This window comes from Methylobacterium sp. ap11, from assembly GCF_900110515.1.
Classification (GTDB): domain Bacteria; phylum Pseudomonadota; class Alphaproteobacteria; order Rhizobiales; family Beijerinckiaceae; genus Methylobacterium; species Methylobacterium ajmalii.
The window spans coordinates 1-26,313 of the sequence record NZ_FOEB01000017.1; the positions used below are offsets into that span (position 1 = coordinate 1).

A 26,313-nucleotide genomic window follows, 5' to 3' on the forward strand; every position below is an offset into this window, starting at 1 on the left:
GACCACATGCGGACTGAACTGACGTCGGCCGCTCTGATGATGGCCATCCAACGGCAGCGGCCGCCTGCCGGGCTCATCTGTCACTCGGATCGCGGCAGCCAGTACGCAGCGGAAGCTTACCGCAGGCAACTCGCTGACATCCAGGCGATACCGTCCATGAGCCGCGCCGGCTGCTGCTACGACAATGCTCCGATGGAGAGCTTCTCCCACACCCTCAAGGTCGAGCTCATCCACCAGCGACGATGGGTGACCCGGGATGAGGCCCGGCGCGACCTGTTCGCTTACATCGAGGGCTACTCCAATCGACAGCGTCTCTACTCGGCTCTCGGCTACATCACGCCCGAGCAGGCCGAGCGGAACGCAGGCTAACCCCCGTGTCCGCGGAAATGGGGGAGGATCAGGCGGGACTTGCGCCGTCCCGCCTATCACCAGCGGTAGCTCGCACTGCCGATCACGCGGCGCGCATCGCCGTAGTAGCAGGCATTCGTCGAGATGCAGGCACTGACGTACCGCCGATCGGCGACGTTGGTCGCGTTGATGGCGAAGCGCCAGCCGTCGCGCACGTAGTGCACCTGCGCGTCGAACAGGACGAAGTCCGGCACGGCCAGGGAGTTGTCGACCGTGGCGTAGGACTTGCCGACGTAGCGCACACCGCCGCCGAAGCCGAAGCCTGCCAGGGGCCCGGTCGGGATCGTGTAGTCGGCAAACAGCGACGCAAAGGTCCGCGGTACGCCGACCGGCGTGCGGCCGATGCGGGCGGCTGAACCGTCGGCGACCGTTTTCAGTTCGTAGCTCGTGAACGACGCCGTGACGGCGAGGTCGGGCGTGAAGTTGGCCTGCAGCCCGAGCTCGACGCCGCGCGAGCGCACCGCGCCGATCTGGATCGTGTTGTTGACGTTGGCCGGATCCGATGTCGACACGTTGGTGCGGATGAGGTCGAACATCGCGGCGGTGGCGAGCAGCGGCAGGCCCGGCGGCTGGTACTTAATGCCGGCCTCGTACTGGTCGCCGGTCTCCGGCTTGAACGGCTGGCTGTAGAAATCGACGCCGATCACCGGGTTGAAGAAGGTCGCGTAGCTCAAATACGGCGCCAGCCCGAAATCGAAGTTGTAGATCAGGCCGTAGCGCTGCGTCCCGGCGGCGGCGTGTTGCTCGGTCGCGCCCCGGGTCAGCTTGTTGAAGACGTCGTTCTCGGTGAAGTCGCCGCGGCCGCTGGCGACGAGGGTGAGTTCCGGCGTCAGCTTGATCTGGTCCTGCGCGTAGACGCCGAGCTGGTTGAAGAAGCTGCGGGTCACGGAATACGGGACCGCGAGCGGGGTCGGGATGCCGTAGACCGGCGACAGGATGTTGAACCGGAGCCCGGGCAGGTTCGCGGTGGTCGAGCTGCGCGCGTTCGTGCCGTCGAGGTCGGCCTGCTTGTAGTCGAGACCCATCAGCAGGGTGTGGTGCAACGGGCCGGTGTCGAAGCGGGCCTCGAGCTGGGTGTCGACGTTGAACACGCCAGCGCGGCCTGAGGATTGCGAGCGGTAGCGGTTGAGCACTGTCTGGTTCGTCCCGGCGACGTAGCTGCCGAAGATCAGCGTGTTGTCGTAGGCCTCGGTGAAGGCGTAGCGCAGGTTCTGCCGGACCGTGAACACGTCGTCGAAGCGGTGCTCGAACTCGTAGCCGGCATAGGCCTGGGTGCGCCGGTAGCTGTTGGCGTCCGGGTCGTTGACGTTGAGGTTGAGCGGGATGCGCAGCCCGAGCGCCTGTGGCCGGACCGTGCCGACATAAGGCAGGAAGCCGCCGATGCGGCCGCTCTCGTCGTGCTGGTAGCTCGTCAGCACCGTGAAGGTCGTCGCACTGTCAGGCCGGTAGGTGAAGGACGGGGCTATGTAGCCGCGGTTGTCGTCCGTGCCGTCGAGCTGCGTTCCACCGTTATGCCCGATGCCGGTCAGGCGGTAGAACCAGTGGCCGTCCGCGTCGGCAGGGCCGCCGAGGTCGATCCCGAGATATTTTTGCCTGAAGGAGCCGCCGCCGGTCTCGATGTAACGGAGCGGCTCTAGCGTCGGACGCTTGCTGATGAGGTTGACGAGGCCGCCGGGACCGCCCTGCCCGAACAACACCGCGGCCGGGCCGCGCAGGATCTCGATGCGCTCGAGCCCGAACGGGTCGACCTGGAAGCCGGCAAAGCCGTAGTTTAAAAGTTGCAGCGAGTTGAGGTAGAGGCCAGTGTCGTTGGCGGTGAAGCCGCGGATCAGGAAGAAGTCCTGGCGCGTCCCGGGCCCGTAGGTCCCGCCATAGACTCCGGGCACGTAGCGAAGCGCCTCCGCCACGGTGAGGTCGCGCTGGGCGTCGAGCTGCTGGCGGCCGATGACGCTGATCGATTGCGGCGTCTCGATCAGGGGCGTGTTGGTCTTCGTCGCGGTGGCGGAACGGGTCGCCACGAAGCCGTCGACCGGCCCGCGCGGATCCTCCGCGGCCGGGCCGCCGGCCCGTGCGAGCCCCGCTCGACCCGAGCCGGCCACGGTGATCTCCTCCAGTGCCACGACCGGCTCGGACGATGCCGCCTGCGCGTATGCAGTCCCGACCGGGCTTGCGAGCGCGAGTGAGACGAACGAAACGCCGGTGAGTGCAAGGCCCCGTAGGGTGCGCGGCGGTATGGAGTTGCCCTTCATGATGTCACCCCTCGTGCATAATGCGAGCCACGAACCGTGCTCTTCTATTTTGTCAGACTGAAAATGATTGCTTGTTCGAAACGTAGTGCTAGGCCGAATTTATGCGAACGAGCGAATATCGTTGCTTGCAGGTCTTGCTGAAGACTTTCGTTCGAGACGGTTGTCAGATGGGGGCGGCGCTCAGCATCGCGTGCTCTCGGCACGCAGGACGGCCCGGATCAGGTACGGGGCGCCGATCAGGGATGCGAAGAGGCCGACGGGCATCTGGTAGGGATAGAAGACGAGGCGCGAGAGCAGGTCGGCCGCGGCCATCAGCCCGCAGCCGATCGCGACCGACCCGGCGAGATGCACCCGCGCCCGGACGAAGCCCGCGGACCGGGCGAGGTGCGGCGCCATCAGCCCGACGAAGCTGACCGGGCCGATTGTCAGGGCGCTGAGGCCCGTCGTGAGCGCCGCGACCGTCAGGATGATGAGCTTGGCGCGGGCGAGCGGCAGGCCGAGGGCGAGGGCGGCGGAATCGCCGAGCGGCAGCACGTCGAGCCAGCGCGCGAGCAGGCCGAGGGTCGCGACGCCGGCCACGGCGCCCGCGACCGCGAGGAGCGCCAGGGTCGGATCGACCTGCGCCGAGGCCCCGGTGATCCAGGCCAGGATCATCGCCGCCTCCATGCCGCCGCGGGTCATGATCACCGTGAGCCCGGCACCGGAGAGGGCGCCGAGCGCGATGCCGCCGAGCAACATGCGGCCGCCATGAAGCGCGGCGCGCCGCGCCACCGCGAGGAGGGCCGCCAGACCGAGTCCGGCGCCGAGACCGGCGCTGCCGATTTGCGCCGGGAGCCCGGCGGCCGGTGCCGCGAGGATGCAGATTGCGAGGCCGAGGCTCGCCGCGCCGCTCACCCCGAGCACCTCGGGGCTCGCCAGCGGGTTCGCGGTCATGCGCTGCAGGACGCAGCCGGCGGCGGCGAGCATTGCTCCTCCCGCCATCTCGGCGGCGAGGCGCGGCAGCCGCCAGGGCAGGAGGACGGCGAGGTCCGACGGCCCCGCGAGGATGAGACCGGCGCCGTCGCGCCCGAGCGTCAGGCCGGCGAGGACCAGGAGGGCGAGAATCCCGGCGAGGAGGGCCAGCCGGCGCCCGGGCCGGACGAGCCCGGGCGGGGTGAAGCCGGTGCCGGACGCGACGGGGCGCAGGCCCGGCAGGCGGGGCAGCAGCAGGAGCAGGAACGGGCCGGCAAGAAGCGCCGTGACGGCACCGGTCGGCAGGGCGAAGCGGCTGGCGCGGTCGATCGCCTGCACGATCCCGTCGGTCAGGAGCAGGGTCAGTGCGCCGAGGAGCGGGGCGGCGAGCAGCAGGGCCCGGGGCGTGCGCAGGCCGAGCATCCGCGCGATGTTCGGGGCGGCGAGCCCGATGAAGCCGATGACGCCGACCTGCGCGACTACCGAGCCCGCCAGGACCATGGCGAGTAGCAGCACCGCAATGCGCATCCGGGCGACCGGAAGGCCGAGGCTGCCGGCACCCGCATCGTCGAGGCCGAGCAGGGCTAGGGGGCGCAGCAACAGCGCCGCGAGCGGCCAGATGACGGCGAGCCTGATTCCGAGGGCCTGCGCCGGTCCCCAATCCTGCTGCGCGAGCGAGCCGCCGCCCCACAGGAACAGCGCGGTCATGTACTGCCCGCTGAACAGGATCAACGCCGCGGTCGCCGAGGCGCAGACGAGGCCGACCAGCATGCCGGCCACCACCACGGTCGCCGGTTCGAAAGCCTGCCGGGAGGTGAGGCCGAGAACCAGCCCGGCCGCCGCCAGCGCCCCCGCGAGGGCGACCGCCTCGCGGCCGAACCCGGCCAGGTCGGGCAAGAGCGCCATCGCGGCGACGAGCGCCAGATGCGCGCCCGCCGCGACGCCGAGCGTCGAGGCATCGGCGAGCGGGTTACGCAGCACGCGCTGAAGCAGCATCCCGGCGAGCCCGAGCGCCGCCCCGGCCGCGAGCGCGACCATGGCGCGCGGCAGCAGGCTGTGGAGCACGACGAGGTGGCGCAAGGGGTCGTCCGCCTCGTCCAGCGCGGCCCGGATGCCGAGCCCGTGCAGGACGACGGCGAGCCCGGCGAGCCCGGCGCAGAGGACGGCGATCCGCATCTCGGCCCTGTGGTCGGTGGTCGCGATGCGCCCGGCTGGGTCCGGGGAAGCGACGACGCGGCGGCGGCTCATGCCAGCGCCTCCGCGAGAAGCCGGGCGAAGCGGGCGGCCGCCGGAAGGGCGCCGAAGGGATTGACCGGCTCCAATACGTGGACGCGGTTCTCCCGCACGGCCGGCAGCGCGTTCCACAGGGCGCTCCGCGGCAGGGCGCGGGCCGCGTCGGGCGGCGGGGGGCCGACGATGACGATGCCGGCTCCCGGGTCGCGGGCCAGCGCCGTGATGTCGACGGGAGCCTGGGCGAAGTAGCAAGTATTGCCGGCCCAGGCGCTCGCGAGGCCGAGCCGGTCGAGCACGGCGCCGTGCATGCTGTCCGGTCCGAAGGCACGGAAATGGCGCGGGTCGCCGACGCTGATCACGAAGAGCCGCTCCCCGCGCCGCGGGGCGAGCCGCTGCGCCGCCGCGGCGAGCGCGGCCTCGGTCTCGGCGATCACGCGCTCGGCCTCGCCCACGAGTCCGGTCCGGGCGGCGACGACGCGGGTCGCCTCGATCGCCGCAGCGTAGGGTGGGCGCCCGCGCTGGTCGATGCGCAGCGACAGGACCGGGGCGATGCGGCCGAGATTGCCCTCGAGGCGTCCGTACCACGGCGCCGACAGGATCAGGTCGGGCGCGGCTCGCAGCAGCGCCTCGAAGTTGAGGCTGCCGCGCAAGCCGAGATCCGCAACGTCGCCGGGTACCGTCGGCTCGACCACGAGCCTGCGGTAGAGGATCAGTTCGGCGCCCGCCACCACATCCGCCCCGAGGGCGAGGGCCGTCTCGAGCATCGCCCAGTCGATCGCGGCGACGCGGGGCCGGGCGACCGGGGCGGAACCGGCACAGGCCGGCGCCAGCGCGGCACCGGCCGCCGCGGCGAGAACGGCCCGGCGGGTGGGACGAGGCTGGCTCACAGGGGATAACCGACGACGTCGCCGGTCCCGGGCAGGCGATGCACGCCCATCCGCAGGCCGTAGATCCGGGCCAGCACGTCCTCCCGCATCACCGCGTCCGGCGTGCCTTCCGCGACGATGCGGCCAGCCCCGAGGGCGACGATGTCGTCGCAGAAGCGCGCCGCCATGTTGATGTCGTGCAGGATCACGATCACGCCGAGGTCGCTCTCGCGCCCGAGCGCCCTGACCAGGGACAGGACGTCGATCTGATGGGCGATGTCGAGGGCCGAGGTCGGTTCGTCGAGGAGCAGGCAGGCGGCGTCCTGGGCGAGCAGCATGGCGAGCCAGACGCGCTGGCGCTCGCCGCCGGAGAGCGAGGCGACCGCCCGGCCGCGGAAGGCCCCGGTACCGGTCCGGCGGATCGCCTCGTCCACCTTCGCCCGGTCCCGCGCCCCGAACCGGCCGAGGAGGCCGTGCCAGGGGAAGCGGCCGAGGGCGACCAGTTCCTCGACCCGCATCCCGTCGGTCGGTGGGGTGAACTGGGGCAGGTAGGCGACCTGCCGGGCGAAGTCGCGCTGACCGACCGCGGCGAGGTCCCGGCCGCGGAACAATATCCGGCCCGAGCCGGGCCGGGCCTGCCGGGCGAGGAGGCGCATCAGCGTGCTCTTGCCCGACCCGTTCGGGCCGATCAGCCCGCTGATACGGCCCGGCGCGAAGCGGCAGGTGATCCCGTCGAGCAGCGCCCGCCCGCCCGCCGCGACCCGGATCTCGGAGAGATCGAACAGGGCGGGGGCCGCGCTCGCGTCAGCGGGCGGTCGCATCGTCGTCCTGCCGCCGCCAGTAGGTGACGATCCGATGCTGCGCGACGGCGAGGTCAGGGCATCCGCGCACGAGTGCGGCGAGGGCGCGGGCCGTGCCGGCCTCGACGCCCGCGTAGAGGACGTGGCCCTCCCCGGCCTCCCGGGCGAGATCGGCGGCGGCCCGCGCCAGTTGCCCGCGCCGGCCGGGGCGGCGGTGGAGGAAGGCGAGCCGCACGCCCGGGCGGCAGGCCACGGCCTGCTCCTCGCCGCGATCCGCCACCTCGACCACGGCGTCGATGCGGCGGCCGGGCGCGGCCTCCTCGATTAGGCGGCCAATCACCGGCAGCGCGGTCTCGTCGCCGACGAGAACGAGAGGCCCCGTGGCAGGCACCGGGCGTCCGATCGGTCCGACCACGGCCACGCGGTCGCCCGGACGCGTCTCGCCCGCCCAGCGGGAGCCCGGTCCGCTCGGCGCATGCAGCACGACGTCGACGTCGATCTCGCCCCCGTCCGGCCGGACGGACCGCACGGTGTAGTACCGCGCCGCTGCGGCTGCCCCGTCCGCGCCGCGCAGCGGACCGAAGGGGCAGGGCACGAGCAGACGGGCATGCAGGGCGGTACCGGCAAACAGCGCGGCCTCGTCGCAGGCGAGGGTGATCCGGCGCAGCCGCGGCGTCACGGCCCGGGTCGCCAGGACCCGGAGCAGGCGCGGCGCCTCCGGCCTCGGACCGGATTCCGCGGATCGTGCCGGCGCGCTCACGCGGACTTGCACGAGGAGCGGACCTCGGGAAGGAGGTTGGACGACGATGGGGCGGCGACGAGAGCCGAGAGGTGCAACGACATGATCCGGTTCCCGGCAGGCCTCGGCCGCACTGATGCAGCGTGGAACGGCCGTCGGCGTAAGGGCTTAGCCGAGCCGGGTGCGGGCGGTCCAATAATTGGGCGGTGCGATTTTCAGAAGTGAAGCTTATGATGGAAGGAGCGGCATTGTTTGTAATTATTAAATTTTGAGATCGAGTCCGCTCGTTCCGAGGTGCGCAAGGACGATCATGAGCGTCAACAAGGCGGCGGGAACCTTCGAGCTGCGGCATCTGCGCTACTTCGTGACCTTGGCCGAGGAGCGGAACTTCAGCCGCGCCGCGGAGCGGCTCGGCATCGCCCAGCCGGGCCTGAGCCAGCAGATCCTGAACCTGGAAGCGCTCCTGGGCACGCCCCTGCTCGATCGCAGCCGGCGCTCGGTCCAGCTCACGCTGTCCGGCCAAGTTTTCCTGCAGGAGGCCCGCAAGACGCTGGCCCAGGCGGATGCCGCGCTCGCTGCCGTGCGCCGGGCCGGGCGTGGCGAGACTGGCCGGATCTCCATCGGGTACGTCGCCTCCGCGGCCTATGCGGGTGTGCTCACGGCCTCGCTCGCCGGTTTCAGGGCGACCCATCCCGAGGTGGAACTCCAGCTCACAGAGATGGAGATGGGCCTGCAGCTCGCGGCGATCGCCGGCGGCACGCTGGATTTCGGCTACATCCGCCCTCCCGTGGCGGTCCCCGACGGGGTCGTGACGATCTGCGTCCTGCGCGAACCGCTCGTCGTAGCGCTCGGTGCCGCGCACACGCTCGCCGGCCGCGACGCGATCCCCCTCTCCGGGCTCCGCGAGGAGACCTTCATCGCACCGCGCCAGGCCGCCGATGTGGGGTTCCACCACAACGCGGTGGCGGCTTGCCGCGAGAGCGGGTTCGAGCCGAAGATCAGCGCCACCGGACGGGACTTCACGACCATCGCGAGCATGGTGGCGGTCGGCCTCGGGGTCGCGCTCGTGCCGCGGTCCCTCACCTGCCTGCAACTGCCCGGACTGGTCTACCGCCCGGTCACCGGCTCGACGACGACGTCGGTCCTCGCGGTCGCCTACCGTCGGAGCGAGCTGGCCCCGGCGGTCCGTGCCTTCATCCGGCATCACCACAGGGCGGCCCCGTCCGGTCCGGGTGAGGCCGGCCTCGACGCGTGACGCGGGCGCCCGGCGGGTAAGCCCCGGCGGGGGCGAGCCGAGGGCGGCGCCGGCGCGGCGGCGGACCTAACCCGGATACCCCGCAGGCCCGCGCCGGCGGGAGGCGAGCGCCTCCCGTGCCTCCGCCGTGGGCGGGGCAATGCCGTGGCGGGCGAGCGCCGCCTTTAGGAGCGCGGCGGTCTCGGGCCGCCGCGTCAGGCAACGCGAGGTCGGCCCCGCGACGACGATCGAGAGGCGGCGGTCGCCGAGCGGGAGCGGCAGGGCCACGCCGGCGAGGTCGGCGATGTACTCGGACGCGCTCTGGTGGTAGCCGCGCTCCCCCGCCTCTGTCAGTTCGCGCTCCACCGTGTCCACGCTCATCGGCGTCGTGTCCGAGAAGCGGTCGAACGCGATCCGGCGGTAGACCGCCTGCCGGGCCGCCGGGGGATATTGGGCGAGGATCGCCCGTCCGGCGGAACTGGCATGGATCGGCACCCGATCGCCGACCCGGGCGTGGTAGCGCACCTGGTGCCGGGACTCCGCCACGGCGAGGAACAGGGCATGCACCCCGGTCAGGGTGCCGATCGCCGTGGTCTCCCCGGTGGCCGCCGCCACGTCGGCTACGAGGTCGCCGACGACGTCCGGGAGGGGCTCGGCCTCCGCCACGGCCTGGGCGAGCGTCAGCCAGCGCGGCGTCGGGTAATATCCCGCCCGCGGCCGCGGCTCGTAGAGGTAGCCCTTCTCAACGAGGGTGCCGACGAAATTGAACGTGCTCGATCGTGGCCAGCCGAGACCGTCGGAGATCTCCGCGAGGGTCGCCGGGCGGCGGCGCTCGGCGAAGTACTCCATCAGCTCGAGAACGTTGGCCGCCTGCTTGACCTGCATCTGTCCCGTGGTCCCCGTACGCGCCCGCGTCGTGATCGGTCCTGCCGCCCGGCTCCGCAGGACCGCAAGCTAGAGCATTTTCCGACGACGCGGGTACCGGTTCGTCGCAGAAAATGCGGCAAAACCAAAGACCTAGAGCAGCGCCTGCCCGCACTACGGGCCCGCCCCTGCAGCGGAGCACTTGACAAATTCATAAATGGAACTGCAAAATTCTCCTACAAGAATTTTGCAGTGCTGCAACGATCGGCGCTGATGGTGCGAGCAGCCGCGAGATGCCGGTTCGCCGCAGGGAGGAAAGCATGCCGCTCCGCCGTACCCTCGGTACCCTCGCGTTCGCCGCTGCGACGCTGCTCGCTTCCAAGGCCCAGGCGCAGGTTCCGGTGAAGATCGGCGTCCTCGCCGACATGTCCGGGATCTTCTCGGACATCGGCGGCGCCGGCGCCGCCGAAGCGACCAGGATGGCCGTCGAGGATTTCGCCAAGCTGCCGGAGGGGAAGGTCCTGAAGGTCGAGGTCGTCGCCGCCGACGCCCAGAACAAGCCCGACGTGTCGAGCACCATCGCGCGCAAGTGGTTCGACTCGGACGGAGTCGACGCCGTCGTCGACATGCCAACGAGCGCGATCTCCCTTGCCCTGGCGCCACTGGTGCGCGAGAAGAACAAGGTCGCGCTGTTCACTGCCTCCGGCTCCTCGGACCTGACCGGAAAGTCCTGCACGCCGAACTCCGTCCACTGGACCTACGATACCTGGGCTCTCGCCCATGGCACCGCCGAGGCGATTACTCGGGCCGGCGGAAAATCCTGGTACTTCATCACCGCCGACTTCGCGCTGGGCCACGCGCTCGAGCGCGACGCCGGCGCGGTCGTCAAGGACGAGGGCGGCCGGGTGGCCGGAACCGTGCGCCATCCCACCGACGCGAAGGACTTCTCGTCCTTCCTGCTCCAGGCCCAGGCGTCCCAGGCGCAGGTGATCGGCCTCACCAATGCCGGCGGCGACACGATCAACGCCATCAAGCAGGCCGCCGAGTTCGGCATCGTGCAGAGCGGGCAGCAGCTCGCCGGCATGCTGCTGTTCCTCTCCGACATCCACTCCCTCGGCCTGCGCACCGCGCAGGGCCTGCGCCTGACGACCGGGTTCTACTGGGACCTGAACGACGGGACGCGGGCCTTCGGCGAGCGCTTCGCCGCGCGCAACAACGGCCGCTACCCGACCATGAACCAGGCCGGGGCCTATTCCGCCACGCTGGCCTTCCTGAGGGCCGTCGCGAAAGTCGGATCGGCCAAGGACGGGGCGGCGGTGGTCGGCGCGATGCGCGAGGCCGGCACCTTCGACGATCCGCTGTTCGGCAAGACGAGCTTACGCGCGGACGGCCGCGTGGTGCACGACATGATGCTGGTCGAGGTCAAGAAGCCGGACGAATCGAAGAAGCCCTACGACTACTACAAGGTCCTGGCCACCATCCCGGGCACGGGGGCCTTCCGTCCCCTCAAGGATGGCGGATGCCCGTTCGTGAAGTAGCGGGCCCCGGCCCCGACGGCATCGACGTAAGCTAAGGATCAACGACCATGCGACTGGCCAACAAGCTCGTGGTGGTGACGGCCGCGGCCTCCGGGATGGGACGCGCCGGCGTCGAGCTCTTCTTGCGCGAGGGCGCGCGGGTCGCGGCCGTCGACGTAAACGCCGAGGGGCTCGCGCGGCTTTCCGCCGATATGGCGGCGCAGGGCCATGACGTCGCGACGGTGCGGGCCGACCTCTCGCAGCCCGAGGAGATGCGGGGCTCGATCCACGAGGCGGCCGCCGCGCTCGGTGGGATCGACGTGCTGTGGGCCCATGCCGGCATCCCCGGGCCCGGCGGCATCGAGAACCTCGACGTGCCAGCCTACCGGCTCGCCATCGACCTCAACGTCACCTCGGCGGCCCTCGCCGCCGGCGAGGCGATCGGGCACATGCGCCGTCGCGGCGGCGGGTCGATCGTGTTCACCGCCTCCGTCTCGGGCCTCGTCGGCTCGATGTGGAGCCCGATCTACTCGGCTGCCAAGTTCGCGGTGGTCGGGCTGACGAAGTCCCTCGCCCAGACCTTCGCACCCGACAACGTCCGGGTGAACGTCGTCTGCCCGGGCCTCGCCGAGACGCCGATGAAGCTCGGCTTCACCGGCCGCTCGGGCGATCCGGCGGAGGCCGCCGCCGCCGAGGCGCGCATGGTCTCCGCCGTGCCGATGGGGCGCCTGTGCCGGCCGGAGGAGGCCGCCCACGCGGTGCTCTGGCTCGCCTCGGACGATGCCTCCTACGTGACGGGCGTGGCCCTGCCCGTCGATGGCGGCTTTACGGCGCGCTGAGCGCCGGGGCCCGCGCAACGAGAAGGAGAAGTGGCATGCCGGGTCCGCTCGCAGGCATCAGGGTCGTCGACCTGAGCACGGTCGTTGCAGGCCCCTTCGCGACGCAGATCCTCGCCGAGCTCGGCGCCGAGATCGTCAAGGTCGAGGGACCGGGCGGCGACATCCTGCGCGCGCCGGGCCCGGCCCGCTCGCACGGCATGGGGGCGGCGTTCCTCAACTGCAACCGTGGCAAGGACAGCGTCGTCCTCGACCTGAAGCAGGAGGCCGGCCGCGCTCGGCTCGACGACCTCGTCCGGGGTACCGACATCCTCGTCCACAACATGCGGATGAAGGCCGCCGCCCGGCTCGGCCTCGACGACGCGCGCCTGCGCGCGATCAATCCGGGGCTGATCACCTGCGCGATCGTCGGCTTCGGCCAGGACGGGCCCTACCGGGACCGCCCGGCCTACGACGACATCGTCCAGGCGGCGGCGGGCTGGGCCGATCTCGAGCGGCGGGCCGGGGGCGAGCCCCGCTACGCCCCGACCATCGCGGCCGACAAGACCGCGTCGCTCTACGTCACCACGGCGATCGCCGCCGCCCTGTTCCACCGCGCCCGCACAGGAGAGGGACAGGCGATCGAGGTACCGATGTTCGAGTCCATGGTGTCGTTCCTCGCCGTCGAGCACCTCGCCGGCCTCACCTTCCGGCCGCCCCTCGGCCCGTCCGGCTACGCGCGCCTCCTCTCGCGGCACCGCCGGCCCTACCCGACCCTCGACGGCCACATCGCGGTCCTGCCCTACAATGCGAGCCACTGGCGTGCGGTCTTCCGCGCCGCCGGCCGCGAGGATTGGGCGCAGGAGGCGGCGCTCGGCTCGGACACCACCCGCGCCGCGATGATCGACACCCTCTACGAGCGCTTGGCCGGCTGCCTCGCGCAGGACACGACGGAAGCGTGGCTGGCGCGCCTCGCACCCCTCGACGTACCCTGCACGCAGGTCAACCGGATCGAGGACCTGCTCGACGACCCCCACCTCGCGGCCACTGGCTTCTTCGAGGCGATCGACCATCCGACAGAGGGGCCGCTCCTGGCGACGCGACCGCCGGTCCGGTTCTCGCGCACACCCTGCGGCGCGACGCGGCCCGCGCCGCCCCTGAATGCAGGAAACCCCTGAGGCCGGCATCCGGAGGGCGCAGGCCGCCGCGGCGTCACCGCGTCGCGAACTTGATGCTGATCGCGGCCTTGGCCGTCAGGCCGGAACTCGGCAGCAGGTTGAGGTACTGCGTGTAACGCTTGTCGAAGGCGTTCTGCACGATGACGTCGGCGCGGATGCGATCGTCGACGCGGTAGGAGGCGAAGAAGTCCACGAGCGCGTAGGCCTTCGTCGCCAGGATCGTGGTGCCGGCCGGCACATCGAGGCGGCTGTCGACGAAGGTGAGGCGGCTTCCGACTGTGACGCGCTCGTCGAGGAATCGCATCCCGAGCGTCGCGCTGATCCGGTCCGGCGGCACGGTCAACAGCGTCTCGCGGGTCGCCTTGTTGCGCCCATCGGTGTGCGTGGCGGCGAGTGAGACGAAACCCCCGCCCCAGTCATACGCGCCTTCGATCTCGACGCCGGACAGCTCGGCCTGCGCGATGTTGAGGTACTGGAGCGATTGCACCGGAATCACGCAAGGAAACCGTCCGGTGAGCCGCGCGCAGATCGACGCCGGTATACCGGGTATGGCCGGGACGAAATAGGTCGGGCCGACCGGCGAGATGTTGATATAGTCGTCGATGACATTGTTGAAGACGTTGAGCTTGGCTCTCAGAAGGTCTCCTGGCTGGAGCACGTCGTCGTATTTCAGGTTGATGCCGCCCTCGACGGTGTGGGCCACCTCCGGCCGGAGCGTCGGATTGGGCAGGATGTTGAAGGCCGGGAACGGATGGATGCCCTGCACCAGCGTCTCGGTGATCGACGGCGCGCGATAGCCCTCGGCGTAGGTGGCGTAGAACTCGATGCCGGCGAACGGCGACACGCCAACGGTGATCTTGGGCGACAGGCGATCGCCGCTCGATCGGTAAGCGCCGCCGGAGAGATCGTAGCGGTCGTACCGGAGCGCGCCGATCACGCGCAACCAGGAGGCGTAGCGCACCTCGTCCTAGACGAATGCGCCCGCGAGGTTGCGCTCTCCCGAAGGGGTGAAGGCGGATCCGAAGCCACCGGCCCGGTCCGTCGTCCTGACGCCGTCGAAGACCATGTCCCCGCCGAGCGTCAGGGCATGGCTCGCGCCCCAGGTGTCGAAACGGGCGGTGTTGTGGATGTCGAACCCCGACGTGTCGATATCGTAGTTGATCTGGTTGCCCGCCCGCACGCCGAGATTGCCGTAGAGGCCGCTCGCCGTGTCGCTCAGGAAGGTCAGGGTGTTGTGCGTCGTGGTATAGTAGCCCTTCGCGCTGAGATCGATCAGCGGCACGTCCGGGCGAGCGAAACGGTAGCCGAGGGTGTAGGTGTCGGCCTGGACGGCGTTGGCGAAGCGGGCGCCGGCGTTGCTGGAGCCGTTATTGGCGAAGTCGAAGTTCTGGATCAGGGCCGTGCCGCTGAACTCGTGGCCGTCGGCGGGCCGGAGGTTGAACTTGGCGAGGCCTGAGGTCAGTTCGTTGCCGGTGTCGCGCACCAGGTTACCGAGGCCGTCACGGTAAGGTGTGTTGTTGCGGTAGACGAACTGGCCGAAGATGTCAGCGGCGGTGCCGATGCGCGCGCCGAGAGCGGTCGAGTTCAGGGATCTCTGCCCGTTGGTGCCGAACCCCCATTTCTGCACCGCACCAGCCGTCTCGTCCGGCCTCAGGATGTCGTCGATCGAGCGCGTGCGGAAGGCCACCACGCCGCCGATCGCGCCCGAGCCGTAGATGGTCGAGGTGGGCCCCCGCGTGATGTCGATGCCGCCAACGAGCTCCGGGTCGAGGTAGAACACGCCGTTGGCGCTATGCCCGGAGGTCTGAAAGTCCTGGCGCGCACCGTCGACCAGCACGTTGACCCGCCCGAAATCCTGCAAGCCGCGGATGTTGATGGCTTGGGCCGGATCGTTCTGGTTCTCCTGCGTCGTCACGCCCGGCACGTCGCGCAGCACATCGGACAGCCGGCTCGGCTGGAGGCGCCGGATCTGCTCGCGCGTGACCACGCTCGTACCCGACAGGGCGTCGATCGCCGATTTCTCGGTTTTCGTCGACGTCACCGTGATCGTGTCGAGAGCGATCGGCACCACCAGAGGGGTCGCCGGTGGCGGTGCCGCGATCTGCGCGTGGGCGGAGCCGAGGGAGAGAAGCGAGACACCGATCAGGAGACCGGAGCGGCACGACAGGATGGGACGGCGGGAGATCATCACCAGTTCCGCGAGGCAGGGCGCAACGTCGAGAGGTTGGCTGGCTGGCGGAGAGCTGGCTGGCTGAGGCTCGTCATGCGAGCCCGGCCGCCTCGGCGTCAATGCATGAAGAAAAGCGCCGGATTGTTACAGCTCGAAGTTACGGTGGCGCGCGTTCATAAGCATTCCAGACAGATCGTCTAACCTTTCGGCGAGTTGCCGCCGGGCAACACGCGGGTCGGCAGGATGAAGGGCTTGCCGCCTGGCGGAACCCGCCCGACGGGCCATCGCACGCCGAAGACGGTGGAGATCAGGTCGTCGCGCAGGATCGCACCGGGGGCGCCGCGCGCCACGAGCCGGCCGCCGTCGAGCACCAGCAACGTGTCGGCATAGACGGCCGCGAGATTGAGGTCGTGCAGGATCGCCACCACGCCGACCCCCGTTCGACGCAGATCGTCCACGGCGTCGAGGATCGCGCTCTGGTGGCGCAGGTCGAGGCTCGCCGTCGGCTCGTCGAGGAACAGCACCTGTCCCGCGGCGACCGTGCGGCCGGCGGCCAGCTGGCAGAGCACGCGCGCGAAGTGTACGCGGGCCTGCTCGCCGCCCGAGAGGCCAGGATAGGAGCGCTCGGCAAGGTGCAGGATATCGGCCTGCTTCAGGGCCTGCACCAGGATCGTCTCCCGGTCGCGGCGGGTCAGCCCCCGGCCGATTCCATCGAGGCCGATCCGCGCCACCTCGGCGACCGCGAACGGGAAGTCGACGCGGGCCTGCTGGGGCAGAACGGCGCGCAAGGTCGCGAGACGCCAGGCCGGGATCCCGGCGACCGGCTCCCCGGCATAGGCCACGCTGCCCGATGTCGGGCGCAGCTCCCCGCAGAGGAGACGCAGCAGGGTGGACTTGCCGGCGCCGTTCGGCCCGATCATCACCTGCAACGTGCCGGGCTCGACCGTCAGCGAGACGCCCTGGACGAGGATCTTCCCGTCCGTCGTAAAGCCGAGGTCGCGGCCAATGAGGAGCGGCGGCTCAGCCATCGAAGCCTCTCTGTCCGGAGAGCAGCAGCCACAGGAAGACGGGCGCCCCGACGAGCGCGGTGACGATCCCGATCGGCAGCTCGGCCGGGGCGACGACGAGGCGCGCCGCGACGTCGGCCAGGACGAGCAGCGCGCCGCCCAACAGCGCGGCGGCGGGCAGGAGGCGGCGGTGGTCGGGGCCGATCACGAGGCGCAGCGCGTGCGGCACCACGAGACCGACGAACCCGATGACGCCGGCCGCGGCGACGCCCGCGCCGACCGCCACGGCGACGAGCAGGATCGCCGCGCGCTTGAGGCGCTCGACCGGAATGCCGAGGTGGAAGGCCTCCGCCTCGCCGAGGACCAGGGCATTGAGGCCGCGCCCCAGGAAGGGCACGGCGAGGAGGACCGGCAGGATCGCCGGAGCCGTCGCCGCGACCTTAGTCCAGCTGGCGCCCCCGAGGCTGCCGAGCGACCAGAAGGTGAGGTCGCGCAGCTGCCGATCGTTGCTGGCGAAGACAAGGAGGCCGGTCATCGCCCCGGTGAGCGCTCCGAGGGCGATGCCGGCCAGGAGCATCGTCGTCACCGAGGTCCGCCCGGACCGGGTCGCGACGAGGGTGAGGCCGAGCGTCGCGGCGAGCCCGCCCAGGAACGCCCCGGCCGGCAGGACCGCGTAGGGCAGAGGTCCCGGGAGGCCGAGGCCCCGCAGAACGCCGTCGCCCAGCACGATGATGGTGGCCGCCGCGAGGCCCGCCCCGGCCGAGACCCCGACGAGGGCCGGGTCGGCCAGGGGGTTGCGGAACAGCCCCTGCATCAGCGCGCCGGAGACCGCGAGGCCTGCTCCGACCATGAGGCCGAGGAGAGTGCGGGGCAGGCGGATGTTGAGGATGACGAGAGCGTCGCGCGCGGAAGCCGGATCGGCACTCGCGTGCGCCACCAGTTTCACAATCCGTGACGGCGGGATCGGGACCGCCCCGACGCCGACGGAGAGGACGGCAACCGCGGCAACCAGCAGGGTGAGAGCGGTCAAGATCAGGCCGCTCTGCCGCCGTGCCCGCATCGGCGCGTGCGCCCTAGTCACGGGGCAGGTCGGGATAGATCGCCCGCATCAGGTCCCGCGCGGCGTCCGGGGTGCGCGGGCCGAACCCGAGAAGGGTGAGGCCGTCCATCGCCACGAGGGCGCGCCGGGCGGCGGCCGGGGTCTGGCCAAGCGCCGTGCCGGGTGCGAAGACGCCGTCCGGGCCCGGCGCGTCGGTCCCGTTCTGCATCATCACCACGGCGTCGGGCGCCGCCGCGAGGATGGCCTCGTCGCCGATCGGCTTGTAGCCGTCGAAGCCCGTCACGGCATTGTCGATCCCGGCGAGCGCCAGGATGCCGTCGGCGGAGCTGCCGCGCCCGCCGGCCATCATGCGGCCGTTCGCGACGGACAGGATCACCAGGGCCCTGGCCCGCCGGTCGACCCGGGCTCGCGCTCGCGCCAGCTCGGCGAACCGGGCGCCGACCTCCGCCGCCAACCTCTCGGCCGCCGGCGCGAGTCCGGCGAGGTGGCCGACGGTCAGGATCTTGTCGAGGACGCCCTCGGGCGTCGGCGGCTCCCTGACGATCGAGACCGGGACGCCTGCCTCCCGCACCAGGACGAGCACCTCCGGCGGTCCGGCGCCCTCCGCCGCGATGACGAGATCCGGGCCGAGGGAGAGCAGCCCCTCGGCCGACAAGGCCCGCAGGTAGCCGACATTCGGCTTCTCGCGCAGGACGTTCGCCGGGAAGAGGCTCGTCGTATCGACGGCCACGACACGTTCGGCGGCGCCGAGCCGGTAGAGGATCTCGGTGACGGCGCCACCGAGCGAGGCGATGCGGGCCGCCGGCTCGGCCGCTCGCGAAACCCTGGGAACGACGGCGATGACGGCGCCGGCGAGGAGGGCGCGGCGGCTCCAGAGCCGCGGAGTGAAATGGTCGGTCATTTCGTGAGGATCAACTTGTTGTTGGCGGTGATCCGGAGCCGGTAATGCTCGCCGGCATGCACAATCGTCACCTCACGGGCCCCATGCATCAGGACGGTCGAGGCGATCGTCGCGGGCAGCTCCGACCGCCGGTCGCGTGCCAAACCCTCACGATCACCGCCGTTGCCGGCGGCGACGTCCTCTCGTTTTGTCATGGCGTAGACTTTGAGGCGTTCCGCATGTTTGAAATATTCTATTTCGAACACGGGGAAATTGATGACAACCCGTCCTAGGAGATCGTTCTCCGCTGCACAAGACGCGCTGCATCGGAGCAGTCAATGTGGCGCCCGCTGAGTGATCGGAGATCCTCGACCCTTATCGCGGCGACGCTTGCAGCCCAACAGGAGAAGCCGTCGGCGCCCCAGGGACGAGCCGGCAGTCAGCGATTCTTGTGCGTCTCTTATGCGTCGGACGCGAGTGTTCCGGCCGGCCTGCAGAAACCGGCGCTCGTGTGGCCTCAATCTCACGTGGTGCCGAGAATGTCGGATTGGTGGTGCGACGCACGGCGCGGCTCAAGAGCCCTCCCCTCTTGAGCGTGGGGCCAATCCGCGCCGCCCTCGACCCCTGTCTCGTCGGCAGCGTCACGACGGGGCTGACAAATACCCAGAAGTGGCTCGACGATCCGTTCCTGGTCTGGGGATCGTGAGCGGAGGGGGACGATCGCCCGGTGCGCATAAGACCAGGCATCGTTCCGGGGCAGACACGATCTGTCACAAGATAGCAACAGGCGGGAGCCGATCCGGCCCATCATCCATCGGGGCATGCGACCGCAATTGACAGCAGGGTAGGCGATCCCCGACGACCGACAACGGTCAAGGTTCTCGCCATCCTCGGGTGGCGGGCTAAGAGGGAATTCGGTGCGGCGCGCCATGCGCCCAGGCCGGAGCTGTCCCCGCAACTGTAAGCGGTGAGCCATCCGTCGAGCAGGGTCACTGGTGCGCGAGCACCGGGAAGGCCGGACGGATGGTTGCGACCCGCGAGCCAGGAGACCTGCCCTGACCCTGTTTCGTCTCGTGGGCGGGGTGTCCCGGCGGGTCGCGCCCATGCGCTGCCGGTGCCCGGCCGCGCCTGTCTCGCGTCCTCGGTCATCCCCCTGCGATCCTCTCTCATGACGGTTCGGGGAAGGACCATCGGACTTGGGACACGATCACCAGCAACGCATCTCGGGACATTCTGTCGGGCCGTCGCACCCGCCCGGGGCCGTCGATGACCGGATCGACCCGCTCGAGCTGTATGCCTCCGGCATCGACGCGTCCGACTACGTCGAGCGGATCGCCCCGCTGCTCCGGGCGGCTCTCCCGCGCGTCGGCGATCTCCTCGATGTCGGAGCCGGCGGCGGCCAACTCGGCGCAGCCTTGCGCGACCCTGGCGCCGCCTGGACCGCCATCGAGCCGGCGCCGGTCATGCAGACCCGCCTACAGGCGCTCGTGCCGCCGCCGGTCCTCGTGCCGGTACCATGGCGGGAGGCCGACCTGCCGGCCGGGTTCGCCGACACGGTGCTCGCCGCCAACATGGCCGGGCCGCTCACCGAGGCGGTCCCGTTCCTCGCGCGCTGCCGCGCCTGGGCGCGGCGCGACGTGGTCTGGCTGGTCCCGGCGCAGAACGGTCCCCGCGGTCTCTGCCTCGCCGGCTGCCTGCCCCGCGGATGGCACGGCGAGGACGAGACCCCGGGCGTCGACATCGTCCTGAGACACCTGCCGGGCGCCGACCACCCGCCGATCGTCGCCCGGGTCGATTGGACCTTCCGGGCGATCGTGCCGAGCGTCCCGGGGATCGCCACGTATCTCGCCGACCGGCTCGGCTGGGAGGCAGGCGACCCGCGCCGGCCCGCCCTGTCCAACCATCTCGCAGCCCAGGCCGAGCCGGTTCCCGGCGGCCATCGCCTCAGCGTCCCGCGCAGCTCGGCCCTTCTCGTGTGGAGAACACTCTCGTGATGCCCCGCCGTCTCCGGATGCTCGCGCTGGCGAGCGGATGCGTGCTGCCGGCTCTCGCTTTCGCGCAGGACCAAACCAACCTTCGCCTCGACGAGATCGTGGTCACGGCCACCGGCCGGCCGGAGCCGCGCTCCGAGATCGCCGGCACCGTGCAGGTCATCGACCATACGATGATCGAGAACTCCACGGGGAAGTCGGTCACCGACGTTCTCGCCGAGAACGCCGTCGGCTTCTTCTCGGAATGGACCCCGGGCCAGACCTCGATCAACATCCGCGGTGGCGCCACCGACGGCCAGGGCAAGGATTTCCGCAGCCAGGTCCTGGTGCTGATGAACGGCCGGCGCGCCGGCACCGCCAACCTGTCCAAGCTATCGATCGCCGATGTCGAGCGCATCGAGATCGTGCGCGGTCCCTCCTCCGTGATCTACGGCAGCCAGAACATCGGCGGCGTGATCAACATCATCCTGAAGACCGGGCGGACCGCACCCGGCACTCTGGTCGAGGGCATCGGTGGCGCCTGGGGCCTCGCCCAGGGACGCGCCCAGACCGGCGGCGTGGTCGGGCCGTTCGACTACTATCTCGGCGTCTCGGGCGCCAAACGCGACGATTACCATGCGGGCTCCGGCGACCGCATGGCCAACACCCAGTGGAACCGCATGGGGATCGCCGGGGCTCTAGGCCTGCAGATCGACCCGAACCAGCGCGTCGAGGTCACCCTGCGCACGGACGGGATCTACGGTGTCGGTTTCCGCGGCTCCGGCGGCAACCTCTACAGCCGCGACGACCGGATCAACGGCTCGTTCGACGCGAGCTATACAGGGCGGACCGAGGACGGCCGGGCGAGCCTGTTCGCCCAGGTCTACAGCGTCACCGACGAAGATCGCTTCAAGTGGGCCTCGCCGATCCAGCGCGGCGCCACCGGGCTGCCGGTGCCGGGCACCCGCGCGGATTTCAACACCCGCGACCTCGACATCCTCGGCACCCGCTTCCAGCCGCGCTTCAATGTGTTTTCCGGCAACGACGTGCTGCTCGGCTGGGACTGGGAGACGAGCCGGCTCCGCTCGGACCGCTTCCGTGCCGGCGTGCCGGGCAATCCCCTCGCCCAGGTCTCGCCGCAGGACAACAACCAGACCGACCAGTTCCACGCGCTCTACCTGGAGGACACGCAGCGCTTGCTCGACGACCGGCTGGTGCTGCGCGCCGGCGTGCGCCAGACCTACGGCACGACGAGCTTCGATTTCACCCCCTACTTGACCGGGCAGATCAACGGGGCGCGGCCCTACGAGGCCACGACCTACTCGGTCGGCGCCACCTACAAGGCGACCGATTGGGCCGCGTTCCGGGTCGGCGCCTCCTCGGGCTTCCGGGCACCGACGGCGACGGAGATCGCGGCGGACTACAACACCTTTGGCGGCGGCCGGATCTTCGGCAATCCCGACATCCGCCCCGAGACGAGCGAGCAGGTCGAGTTCGGTACGACGCTGACCCATGGCGCGTCCCGGCTCGACGTGGCGCTGTTCCAGAACATCATCTCGGACCGCATCACCACCCGCTCGCGTGGGGCGAATTCCAATACCTCGGACTATATCAACAATCCAGGCGACGTCGTCATCCGCGGCATCGAGGTCCAGTACGAGACCGACATGATCCGGTCCTTCGGCTGGGAGCCGGGGGTGTGGCACTGGCGGGCTTATGCCAACGGCAACTACAACTTCGACATGAAGGACGAGGGCGCGCGTGCCGTGCCGACCGCCAATACCTATCGGGTCGAGCGGGTCTACGAGTACCAGCTCGCGCTCGGCACCCGCTTCGGGCAGGCGGGCATCCGGTATCCCTGGACGATCCAGGTCCAGGGCGTGCTGAACGGCCCGGTCTGGTACAACACGGAGGAGAACCTGCGGGTGCCGACGGCGGAGCCCTACCGCGACTACATCTGGCGCAAGGACCCATTCGTACTGGTCAACCTGCGCGGCGAGGTCGACGTAATGCCGGGGGTGAAGCTGTTCGCGCAGGTGCGCAACCTGTTCGACGTGAACTACCACCAGCTCTTCATCGCCATCGCCGGGCAGCAGCCGACGCTGGCCGACCTGCGCTTCTACAATGGCGGCGGCGGCACCTCCGCGCCGGGCCGTGACGTGCAGATCGGCCTCCAGGCCCGGTTCTGACCATGCGCGCCGCGATCCTCGGGGCTGCCGCGCTCCTCGGCCTCGCCGCCCCGCTCGTCGCGGCGCGCCCCGCCCGGCCCGAACCGATCCACCTCACCGATGCGTTGGGTCGGAGTGTCGTCCTGCCGGCGCCGCCGCGCCGGATTGTGACCATCTTCTCGTCGAACACCGAGCTGGTGGCGGCCCTCGGGCTGACCGATCGAATTGTCGGCATCGACGCGCTGACGCGCTACCCACCGGAGGCGGCAGCGAAGCCCGTCGTCGGCGGCCGGCTCGGCTTCTCGGTGGATGCCGTGGTGGCGCAGGAGCCCGATCTGATCCTGGTCACACCGGCGCGCCAGGCGGCCCACCTCCTGCTCGCCCCGATGGAGCGGCTCGGCGTGCCGACCCTCGTCCTGACGAGCCGCTCCCTCGGGGAGGTCCTCGACAACATCCGCCTCGTCGGCCGGGCGACCGGGGAGCCGGCGCGCGGGACCGCTGTGGCCGACGCCCTGGCAACCCGTCTCGTGCGGGTCGCCCGGGCCGTTGCGGGCCGCCCCTGCCCGCGCCTCGTCCTGGTGACGGGGCGGCTCGGGAACGGACTTGTCCTCGCCGCACGGGCGGGCACCTACACGGCCGATGCCGTCGCACGGGCCGGGGGCTGCCTGGCGCTGACCGGATCCGGCAGCCTCGCCCAGGTCTCTCCGGAGGCCCTGCTCGCCGCCGACCCGGACGTCCTGCTCCTCGCAGGCAGCAACGCCGAGCTGCGCGAGCTGACGGCCCGGCCCGGCTTTCGCGACATGCGCGCGGTCCGCGAGGGCCGGGCGCATGTCGTGCCCCGCGCCGAATTCCTGATCCCCGGGCCGCGCACCGTGGACGGGATCGAGCGCCTTGCGGCGCTCCTACACCCGAACCCCGAAGGGCATCCATGAGCGCGCCCCATCCATGAATGTCCCCTTGCGCATCGCGAGCCGGCTCCTGCCGCTCCTCGTCCTCGCGCTCGCCTTCGGCATCGCGGCCGGCCACGACTGGGCTGGGCCGGCCCGGATCGTCCGGGCGCTCGCGGGCGCCGACGATCTCCGCTCGCGCCTGCTCCTCGAGTGGCGGCTGCCCCGCGTCCTTGCCGCCGCTGTTGTCGGCGGCCTGCTGGGGCTCGGCGGAGCGATCTTCCAGGGCGTGTTCCGCAATCCCCTCGCCGAACCCTACCTGCTCGGCTCGGCCGGCGGGGCGGCGATCGGGGCGACGGTGGCTTTGCTCGTTCCCCTCGGCCTGCCCTCGTCCCTGGCGCTCGGCGGGCTCTCGTTCCTGGGGGCCTGGGGGGCGACGCTGATGGTCCTCGCCGTCGCCCGGGGGGCCGGCACGCGCGACGCCGCCGGCCTGCTGCTCGCCGGGGTCGCAGTCGCGGCAATGCTCGGGGCGGTCCGCTCCTTCCTGATGCTCGCCCTCTCCGACGAGAGCGTCAGCCTCCAGGTCGTGCTGAGCTGGACGCTGGGGGGCATCCAGACGCCGACCTGGGCTGGGCTGGCCTGGCTCGCCGGCCTCTCGGGCCTCGCCCTCGGGGCGAGTCTGCGCCTCGCGCACGGCCTCGACCTCCTCGGCCTCGGCGAGAATCAGGCGCAGGCCTTCGGCCTCGACACGGCGCGCTTCGTCGCCCGGGCGATCCTGGTCGGCGCCGCCATCGTCGCCCTGGCGGTGGCCTATGGCGGCCTCGTCGCCTTCGTGGGATTGACCGCGCCGCACGTGGCCCGCTGGTGGGTCGGCCCGCGCCATCGCGGATTGCTGCCGGTCTCGGCCGCCATCGGCGCACTTCTGGTCGCGGTCTGCGACGGGCTCGCCCGCTCGGCTCTGCCGCCGGCGGAGATCCCGCTCGGGCTCGTGACGGCGGCTGCGGGCGGCCCGTTCTTCCTGTTCCTCCTGCGCCGGCGGATGCGGGCATGACCCGGCTTCGTGCGGAAGACCTCGTCGTGACGGCCGGCTCTCGCCGCCTGCTGGACGCCGTCTCGGTCGATCTCGGCCCGGGGAGCCTCGTCGGGCTGATCGGGCCGAACGGGGCCGGGAAGTCGACGCTGCTGCGCGCCCTCGCCGGCCTGCTGCGTCCCGCCGCCGGCGGCGTCACGCTCGACGGGGCACCTCTCGCCGACCTTCCGCCGCCCGAGCGCGGCCGCCGCATTGGCTACCTGCCGCAGAGCTTCCAGCCGGTCTGGGACTACACCGTCCGGGAGGTGATCGAGCTCGGCGCGAGCCGCCGGCCGGGCGCGGCGCTCGCGATCCCGGACATCCTGCACGACCACGATCTCGCCGGGCTCGCCGACCGCCGCTGGTCGCGGATCTCCGGCGGCGAGCGGGCCAGGGCGCTGCTCGCGGCCACCCTCGTCGCCAAACCGGATGTCGTCCTCGCCGACGAGCCCGGCGCGAGCCTCGATATCGGCCATCGCCTCGACCTGATGCGCCGCCTGCGGGCCAGGGCCCGGCACGGGATCGTGGTCGTCGTCCTGCATGACCTCGACCGCGCGGTCCTCGATTGCGACCGGCTCGTGCTGCTGGACCACGGGCGGATCCTCTGCGACGGGGCCGCCGCGACGGTCGCGGTCTCGCCGGAACTCGATCGTGTATTCGGCGTGCGCTTCGAGCGCGGCATTCTCTCTTCAACGATGGATTCCTACCTGCCGATCGCGCGTCGACCATGATCGCGTGACGGCTCGACACGAGCCGATTGGGCGAATGTGCTGGACCAGCGGTGTGTCACGGCGAGGCGGTGCGTGTTGCGGGACGGATCGGTCACTTTCGTGGCTTTCACGAGCTTCGCCCCCGCGCCAATCGAGCGGTTCAATCCGCGCAGGATAGCCTGAGGAGCCCAATCCAGGGCGCGACGGGCCCGACTGCGATGCCCGCGTGCGGGTGATGGTGCCGATCCCGACGGCCGGCAACGCGATCCCGACGGGTCGTGGTGATAGCGCCCTGCATGCGGTGACAACCTCCGAGGGGATCATTCCCGGCCACGAGGGTCGCTGCCATCGCCGAAAGTCACAACCGACGCGACCCGGGGCGCACGATCCTCCCGTCGATCCACCCCATAGGTCTTTGACCTATGTCAGTCGTTGACCTATATCTCGGGCGTGACGGAGCCCCTTCACGATACCCACGAAACGGCACCGTTCATGGCCCGCTGCACACGCCTCGGCCTCACCGAGGCGGACCGCGATGACATGGTTCTGCAGGTGGCGCGCGATCCGAGGGCCGGGGTGCTCGTCAAGGGCTCGGGCGGCCTGCGCAAGGTCCGCTGGGGTGGCCCGGGCGGGTACCGTATTCTGGTTGCGTATTTCGACAAGGACTTGCCCGCCGTCCTCATGTCGATCCTTGCGAAAAATCAGCAGGCCAACTTCACAGCGGCGCAGATCAAGCTGCTTCACGCACAAATCAAGACTATCAAGGAAGCTCGTCGCCAAAGCAAGAACGAGTGAGACGAACTGAGCCCTGGAGCCGGTCAACACCGGTGCTCTGTGATCTTTGGTGATTTACGATGGTTGATGTTACTGAAGAAATCGTCGCCGATCTGATGGAAGGGTTCGAGCAGATCCGCAAGCACGATGCCGGCGATCCCGAACATGGTCTCCGCATCCATCTGCCGAAGACGGTCGACGTGGCGGCGATCCGAAAGCGCACCGGCCATTCCCAGCCTGTCTTCGCCGGGAGCATCGGCGTGCCCGTCGATACGGTTCGGCAATGGGAGCAGGGTCGTCGTCAGCCGAAGGGCGCCGCTCTGGTCCTCTTGGCGATGCTGGAGAAGAACCCCCGCCTCGTCGAGGAAGTGCTCGGCTCAGCCGCGCTACCGAAGACCGGCGATCGCACAGCGCCCGTCGAATAGCACAGGTGGCATCCGGACCATGCCGTCGGCGTTGGCATGGCGAGGCCGGGCCGTCGCCAGCCTCGATCGTGGTGTCGGTGGGCCAACGAGGTAAAGGTGAGCCGCGACCTGTCCACGACCGGCCAGCCTGGCTCGGCCAAGGAGTTGCAGGCGGGCCCTCACGGCCTCGCGAACGGCCCCTGTGCCTTGAAGGCACCGGCTCTCCGGGTTCAGCGCCGCGGGTATAGGCGTGACAGCAGGGCGCCCCTCCTGTCCGAGAGATGCGAGCCACACACCATCGCGGTCGGCGGTCCCCCCTCGATCAGACGAGCTTCCGCCGGTTGCACAACGCTACAGCGA

General features: G+C 70.7%; 23 protein-coding genes, 1 pseudogene and 1 riboswitch. Of the genes and pseudogenes, 12 read left to right on the forward strand and 12 right to left on the reverse strand.

Annotation, left to right across the window (positions count from 1 at the left end; all coding sequences use genetic code 11):
• Positions 1-369 (forward strand): integrase core domain-containing protein (locus BMX97_RS21705; protein ID WP_143074690.1); only part of this gene is annotated, 369 nt, incomplete at its 5' end.
• 56 nt (positions 370-425) lie between these two features.
• Here the strand turns inward: BMX97_RS21705 and BMX97_RS21710 are convergent.
• From BMX97_RS21710 to BMX97_RS21730, 5 genes are all read right to left on the reverse strand, one after another.
• A complete protein-coding gene (locus BMX97_RS21710) occupies positions 426-2,528 on the reverse strand; it encodes a TonB-dependent siderophore receptor (RefSeq protein WP_348273131.1) in 2,103 nt (700 codons plus the stop codon).
• A gap of 309 nt (positions 2,529-2,837) precedes the next feature.
• A complete protein-coding gene (gene fhuB, locus BMX97_RS21715) occupies positions 2,838-4,856 on the reverse strand; it encodes a Fe(3+)-hydroxamate ABC transporter permease FhuB (protein ID WP_091753343.1) in 2,019 nt (672 codons plus the stop codon).
• Positions 4,853-5,728 (reverse strand): ABC transporter substrate-binding protein, encoded by an 876-nt coding sequence (locus tag BMX97_RS21720; RefSeq protein ID WP_091753344.1) that lies wholly within the window; start codon positions 5,726-5,728, stop codon positions 4,853-4,855. The genes fhuB and BMX97_RS21720 overlap by 4 nt, the downstream gene beginning before the upstream one ends.
• Entirely contained in the window at positions 5,725-6,528 is an 804-nt protein-coding gene (locus BMX97_RS21725; RefSeq protein ID WP_091753345.1) for an ABC transporter ATP-binding protein, read from the reverse strand. The genes BMX97_RS21720 and BMX97_RS21725 overlap by 4 nt, the downstream gene beginning before the upstream one ends.
• On the reverse strand, positions 6,512-7,279 hold the full coding sequence (locus BMX97_RS21730) for a siderophore-interacting protein (RefSeq protein ID WP_091753346.1): 768 nt from the start codon (positions 7,277-7,279) through the stop codon (positions 6,512-6,514). The genes BMX97_RS21725 and BMX97_RS21730 overlap by 17 nt, the downstream gene beginning before the upstream one ends.
• 277 nt (positions 7,280-7,556) lie before the next feature.
• On the opposite strand from BMX97_RS21730, the gene BMX97_RS21735 reads away from it, so the two are divergent.
• The gene (locus BMX97_RS21735) at positions 7,557-8,501 is read left to right on the forward strand and encodes a LysR substrate-binding domain-containing protein (RefSeq protein ID WP_091753347.1); all 945 of its coding nucleotides are present in this window, start codon (positions 7,557-7,559) and stop codon (positions 8,499-8,501) included.
• Between the two features lie 66 nt (positions 8,502-8,567).
• On the opposite strand, the gene BMX97_RS21740 is transcribed toward BMX97_RS21735, so the two are convergent.
• Positions 8,568-9,365, reverse strand: coding sequence for an IclR family transcriptional regulator (locus BMX97_RS21740; protein WP_091753348.1), 798 nt, complete (start codon positions 9,363-9,365; stop codon positions 8,568-8,570).
• Positions 9,366-9,664: 299 nt separating this feature from the next.
• On the opposite strand from BMX97_RS21740, the gene BMX97_RS21745 reads away from it, so the two are divergent.
• Genes BMX97_RS21745 through BMX97_RS21755 form a run of 3 tightly spaced genes read left to right on the forward strand, consistent with a single transcriptional unit; the run spans position 9,665 to position 12,854 of the window.
• Positions 9,665-10,882 (forward strand): ABC transporter substrate-binding protein, encoded by a 1,218-nt coding sequence (locus BMX97_RS21745; protein WP_091753349.1) that lies wholly within the window; start codon positions 9,665-9,667, stop codon positions 10,880-10,882.
• Positions 10,883-10,929: 47 nt separating this feature from the next.
• Positions 10,930-11,700 (forward strand): SDR family NAD(P)-dependent oxidoreductase, encoded by a 771-nt coding sequence (locus tag BMX97_RS21750; RefSeq protein WP_091753350.1) that lies wholly within the window; start codon positions 10,930-10,932, stop codon positions 11,698-11,700.
• Between the two features lie 35 nt (positions 11,701-11,735).
• A complete protein-coding gene (locus tag BMX97_RS21755) occupies positions 11,736-12,854 on the forward strand; it encodes a CaiB/BaiF CoA transferase family protein (RefSeq protein ID WP_091753351.1) in 1,119 nt (372 codons plus the stop codon).
• Positions 12,855-12,888: 34 nt separating this feature from the next.
• Here BMX97_RS21755 and BMX97_RS33855 read toward each other — a convergent pair whose 3' ends face one another.
• The 6 genes and pseudogenes from BMX97_RS33855 to hemP form a co-directional block, all read right to left on the reverse strand.
• Positions 12,889-13,815: a TonB-dependent receptor domain-containing protein gene (locus tag BMX97_RS33855; RefSeq protein WP_244538575.1), complete on the reverse strand. Its 927-nt coding sequence runs from the start codon at positions 13,813-13,815 to the stop codon at positions 12,889-12,891.
• 6 nt (positions 13,816-13,821) lie between these two features.
• The gene (locus tag BMX97_RS33860) at positions 13,822-15,144 is read right to left on the reverse strand and encodes a TonB-dependent receptor plug domain-containing protein (RefSeq protein ID WP_244538576.1); all 1,323 of its coding nucleotides are present in this window, start codon (positions 15,142-15,144) and stop codon (positions 13,822-13,824) included.
• Positions 15,145-15,221: 77 nt separating this feature from the next.
• A complete protein-coding gene (locus tag BMX97_RS21765) occupies positions 15,222-16,052 on the reverse strand; it encodes a heme ABC transporter ATP-binding protein (protein WP_091753352.1) in 831 nt (276 codons plus the stop codon).
• The gene (locus BMX97_RS21770) at positions 16,045-17,091 is read right to left on the reverse strand and encodes a FecCD family ABC transporter permease (RefSeq protein WP_091753353.1); all 1,047 of its coding nucleotides are present in this window, start codon (positions 17,089-17,091) and stop codon (positions 16,045-16,047) included. The genes BMX97_RS21765 and BMX97_RS21770 overlap by 8 nt, the downstream gene beginning before the upstream one ends.
• 13 nt (positions 17,092-17,104) lie before the next feature.
• Positions 17,105-17,992, reverse strand: a complete 888-nt coding sequence (locus BMX97_RS21775) for a heme/hemin ABC transporter substrate-binding protein (protein WP_091753354.1) — start codon at positions 17,990-17,992, stop codon at positions 17,105-17,107.
• Positions 17,989-18,075: pseudogene (gene hemP / locus BMX97_RS34360) on the reverse strand (hemin uptake protein HemP); the annotation flags it as partial. The pseudogene hemP and the gene BMX97_RS21775, both read right to left, overlap by 4 nt.
• Positions 18,076-18,829: 754 nt before the next feature.
• A riboswitch (cobalamin riboswitch) is annotated at positions 18,830-19,044 on the forward strand.
• 123 nt (positions 19,045-19,167) lie between these two features.
• Here hemP and BMX97_RS21785 point away from each other — a divergent pair.
• From BMX97_RS21785 to BMX97_RS21815, 7 genes are all read left to right on the forward strand, one after another.
• On the forward strand, positions 19,168-19,965 hold the full coding sequence (locus BMX97_RS21785; RefSeq protein WP_091753356.1) for a hypothetical protein: 798 nt from the start codon (positions 19,168-19,170) through the stop codon (positions 19,963-19,965).
• Positions 19,965-22,130, forward strand: a complete 2,166-nt coding sequence (locus tag BMX97_RS21790) for a TonB-dependent receptor (RefSeq protein ID WP_091753357.1) — start codon at positions 19,965-19,967, stop codon at positions 22,128-22,130. Before BMX97_RS21785 ends, BMX97_RS21790 begins: the two co-directional genes overlap by 1 nt.
• Positions 22,131-22,132: 2 nt before the next feature.
• Complete coding sequence (locus BMX97_RS21795; RefSeq protein ID WP_091753358.1) at positions 22,133-23,041, forward strand: ABC transporter substrate-binding protein; 909 nt, start codon at positions 22,133-22,135, stop codon at positions 23,039-23,041.
• A 13-nt stretch (positions 23,042-23,054) separates the two neighbouring features.
• Positions 23,055-24,047, forward strand: coding sequence for a FecCD family ABC transporter permease (locus tag BMX97_RS21800; RefSeq protein WP_091753359.1), 993 nt, complete (start codon positions 23,055-23,057; stop codon positions 24,045-24,047).
• Complete coding sequence (locus BMX97_RS21805) at positions 24,044-24,796, forward strand: ABC transporter ATP-binding protein (RefSeq protein ID WP_091753360.1); 753 nt, start codon at positions 24,044-24,046, stop codon at positions 24,794-24,796. The genes BMX97_RS21800 and BMX97_RS21805 overlap by 4 nt, the downstream gene beginning before the upstream one ends.
• A gap of 411 nt (positions 24,797-25,207) precedes the next feature.
• The gene (locus BMX97_RS21810) at positions 25,208-25,570 is read left to right on the forward strand and encodes a hypothetical protein (protein WP_177202309.1); all 363 of its coding nucleotides are present in this window, start codon (positions 25,208-25,210) and stop codon (positions 25,568-25,570) included.
• Between the two features lie 59 nt (positions 25,571-25,629).
• On the forward strand, positions 25,630-25,974 hold the full coding sequence (locus BMX97_RS21815) for a helix-turn-helix domain-containing protein (protein ID WP_244538577.1): 345 nt from the start codon (positions 25,630-25,632) through the stop codon (positions 25,972-25,974).
• Positions 25,975-26,313 lie beyond the last annotated feature (339 nt).